The sequence below is a fragment of the Fulvimonas soli genome (genome assembly GCF_003148905.1).
GTDB lineage: Bacteria > Pseudomonadota > Gammaproteobacteria > Xanthomonadales > Rhodanobacteraceae > Fulvimonas > Fulvimonas soli.
Map to the genome: position 1 here is coordinate 457,209 of NZ_QGHC01000001.1, position 3,121 is coordinate 460,329.

Here is a 3,121-nt window from a genome sequence, read left to right on the forward strand (position 1 = left end):
CGCCCCGGATGCGCTGGGGCGGGCGACGCGGATCGGCAACTACGCCACGAACATCAGCTATTTCCCCGACGGCGCGGTGCAGGGTTACACGCTGGGCAACGGCATCGCGGCCCTGGTGGAGCGCAACGCGCGCCAGCTGCCGTCCAACCTCAGCTACGCCAAGGGCGGCACGCTGCTGCTGAGCGAGGACTACGGCTACGACAAGGACGGCAACCTGACGGCCATCAACGACCTGGTCGATGGCGGCAACAGCCAGACCCTGGGCTACGACGCGCTGAACCGGCTGACCTCGGCCAGCGCGCCGCACGCCTGGGGCACGGAGAGCTATGCGTATGACCCGTTGAACAACCTGCGCCAGCGGGTGATCGGCGGGTATCCGTTCAACCTGAACGTGGACGGCGCCAATCGCCTGGCGTCGGTGACGATCGGCAGCACCCCGTTCACCAGCTACCAGAGCAATGCGGCCGGAGACCGGATAGGCATGACCTACAACGGCAGCACGACCAGCTATCGCTTTGACGCCAGGCACCAGTTGCTGCAGATTCCGGGCGTGGCGAGCTACGCCTACGACGCGGCGGGGCGCCGGGTGAAGAAGGGGCCGGACGGCAGTGGCCCGTCGCAAGGGAGCTTCTACAGCCAGTCGGGCGAGCTGATGGTGGGCTACGACGAGGCGACGGGGCAGTACACCGACTACCTGTACCCGGGCGGACGGCTGATCGCGCGGCGCAAGGGGGGGACGAGCTTCAGCCAGCTCTACGCCACGGGGACGTACCAGTTCCGGGTGAAGGCATGCAACAGTGCCGGCTGCTCGGGGTGGAGCGGTTACGCCACGGTCAATGTCACGGGTGACCTATGAGCCAGGGAGGGGGAGCGATGCGCAGGGGCGGGGCGTGGCTGGCGTGGCTGGTGCTCGTGCTGTGGAGCGCGGGCCTGTGGGCCAAGACGGTGCACTACTACTACACGGACCCGCAGGGGACGGTGCTGGCGAAGACGGACGCGAGCGGGCACATTCTGGTGCGGTCCGACTACCGGCCGTACGGGCGTCCGGTGCAGGCACAGGGAGCACTGCCGGCGGGGCCGGGGTACACGGGGCACGTGAACGACCCGGACACGGGGCTCGTGTACATGCAGGCGCGGTACTACGATCCGGAGGCACGCATGCTGAGCGTGGACCCGGTGGCGCCGGCGCCGGGGGATGTGTTCGGGTTCAATCGGTATGCGTATGCCAACAACAACCCCTACCGATTTACAGACCCCGATGGGCGGCAAAGCGTCGGAGAAATGATTGATTCGGCGGCCGAAGGATGTGGGGCTATTAGCTGCGCTGGTTGGGCGGCAGCTAAAGCTGGATGGATGGTCTTTGGTGCCGAAGGCGTTAGCCAGGTTGCTGATAAAGGCGCCGGCGCCAGTACGGGCGACAAGGTGATGGCTGGGATTGAAGTTGCCACGCTCGGTCTAGGTGGAAAGGTTGGCGCTGGAGTACGGGCTGTAGAGGGTGCGGCGAAATGGTTAGCTCCTGCCGCTCGGATGTCACGTCAGGTTGCTAGAGAATTTGGGGTTGCTGGTACGGCGGCCAAGAATGGTAGTGGCACTGTCTTCAAGCTCGCAGACGGGAAAGTGACCGTGCGGGTAATGGAATCAGGAGGCGGGCGCGCCAACTATCTTCGCGTTAGCGTCGAAGGCAAAGGCAGTGTTGATGCGGCGGGGAAACTGTCGAGCGACAAGGGGGCGACGCATATCCCGATCAACAATGACTCACTGAAGCTTATTCAGGATGTGGTGAAGAGGTATACGGAATGAACCGCAGTATTGATTTTGATCGGTATTGGGGAGTGCGGCTTTCCGGCATCAGCTTCGATTGCAATGCGATGTCGATAGCTTTAGATGTGCATTGGACGATTGGGCCCGAAGCCCACATAGCTAGCCTGCGATTCAATGGCGTGTCGAGGTGTGAGTTCGATGCTGGAAAAATCTTCGATAGTGAAGTTGTCGAACTAATATCTCTGTCCGGCGAAAAAGTACGTGGCGGGTGGCGCGTTGTAGGAGAGATGTCGAACTATGAGTTCGTAATCCTTTGCGCAAGCATAGAAGAAGAGTAGCTAGCTGATTGAGGAAACAAAGGGGGCGGAGAGAATTAATCCTCGCCCCGAGACGCACGAGGCCCGCAACGCAAGTTGCGGGCCTTGTTGTTTGCGGTGATGTGCTGATTGCGGCTAACTGGCCAGCATTGAGTCGAGCACCTGTGCGATGGCGCGTTGCTTTGCCGGCGGCAGCGCTTCGATCTGTTCGATCTGCTGCCTGATCTTCTTCTGTGGCCCGCGCTTCTTCGGCGTGGCGGTCGGGGCCGGTGCTGCGTCCTGCGCGACCAGCGCATCCAGCGTGGTCTGCAAGGTCTGTGCGATGACCGGCAGCAGCGACACCGGCACGCGACGCCGGCCCTTCTCGAACGAGTTCATCGCCTGCTGCGAGACGCCCAGGTGTTCGGCCAGTTCCACTTGCGTGATGGCTTGCGCCTTGCGCTGCTGCGCGATGCGCCCGCCGAGGGCGATGAAGAAGGCGCGTTCGTCGTCGGAGATCGCCATGCCGTGCGGGGGTTGGGAGCGGGTGATGTGCATACGGTAGGCCCGGTTTTTGGCGTGCTTGCCTGAAATATCCGAAACGGAGTATATTCGTTTTGAGGATTTTCTTCCAAAAGCCTCTTGACACGTTTTGGAGAGCTGCCGATGACCCTTGCCCCGAACGCGGCTCTGTCCGCCCCGCTGCCGGCCCCGGCCCCGGAGGCCGCGCAGGTGGTTGGCGAGGACGATGTGCGCTTCGTGCGCGGCCCGCGTGCGTACCGGGTGCGCGGGTTGGCGCGGAACCTGTCGGCGGAGTCGTTGAAGGTGACGCTGCGGCTGTCGGCGGGCGATCACCTGCATCTGGACACGCTCGACCTGTACCAGGCCCGCGCCCGTGGCGCGTTCGTGAAGGCGGCGGCGGTCGAACTGGGCGTGCCGGAAACCACCTGACCTGCCCCCACTGAGCCGTACCAAGTGAAGCTGTAAAGTCCGTCAACCACGAGGACGGACATGAAGAAGAGTCGCTTCACCACCGAGCAGATCATCGGGTTCATCAAGCAGTC

At 63.1% G+C, this 3,121-nt stretch carries 4 protein-coding genes and 1 pseudogene; 4 read left to right on the forward strand and 1 reads right to left on the reverse strand.

Annotated features, from left to right (window positions below; genetic code table 11):
- The 3 genes and pseudogenes from C7456_RS17120 to C7456_RS16785 form a co-directional block, all read left to right on the forward strand.
- Window positions 1–856 (forward strand): annotated as a pseudogene (locus C7456_RS17120) (RHS repeat domain-containing protein); the annotation flags it as partial.
- Window positions 857–873: 17 nt separating this feature from the next.
- Complete coding sequence (locus C7456_RS02100) at window positions 874–1,800, forward strand: RHS repeat-associated core domain-containing protein (RefSeq protein ID WP_170211478.1); 927 nt, start codon at window positions 874–876, stop codon at window positions 1,798–1,800.
- Window positions 1,797–2,099: a hypothetical protein gene (locus C7456_RS16785; protein WP_139942849.1), complete on the forward strand. Its 303-nt coding sequence runs from the start codon at window positions 1,797–1,799 to the stop codon at window positions 2,097–2,099. Before C7456_RS02100 ends, C7456_RS16785 begins: the two co-directional genes overlap by 4 nt.
- 114 nt (window positions 2,100–2,213) lie before the next feature.
- Here C7456_RS16785 and C7456_RS02105 read toward each other — a convergent pair whose 3' ends face one another.
- On the reverse strand, window positions 2,214–2,582 hold the full coding sequence (locus C7456_RS02105; protein ID WP_109722097.1) for a helix-turn-helix domain-containing protein: 369 nt from the start codon (window positions 2,580–2,582) through the stop codon (window positions 2,214–2,216).
- Window positions 2,583–2,723: 141 nt separating this feature from the next.
- Here C7456_RS02105 and C7456_RS02110 point away from each other — a divergent pair, with 141 nt between their 5' ends.
- On the forward strand, window positions 2,724–3,008 hold the full coding sequence (locus C7456_RS02110) for a hypothetical protein (RefSeq protein ID WP_109722098.1): 285 nt from the start codon (window positions 2,724–2,726) through the stop codon (window positions 3,006–3,008).
- Window positions 3,009–3,121 lie beyond the last annotated feature (113 nt).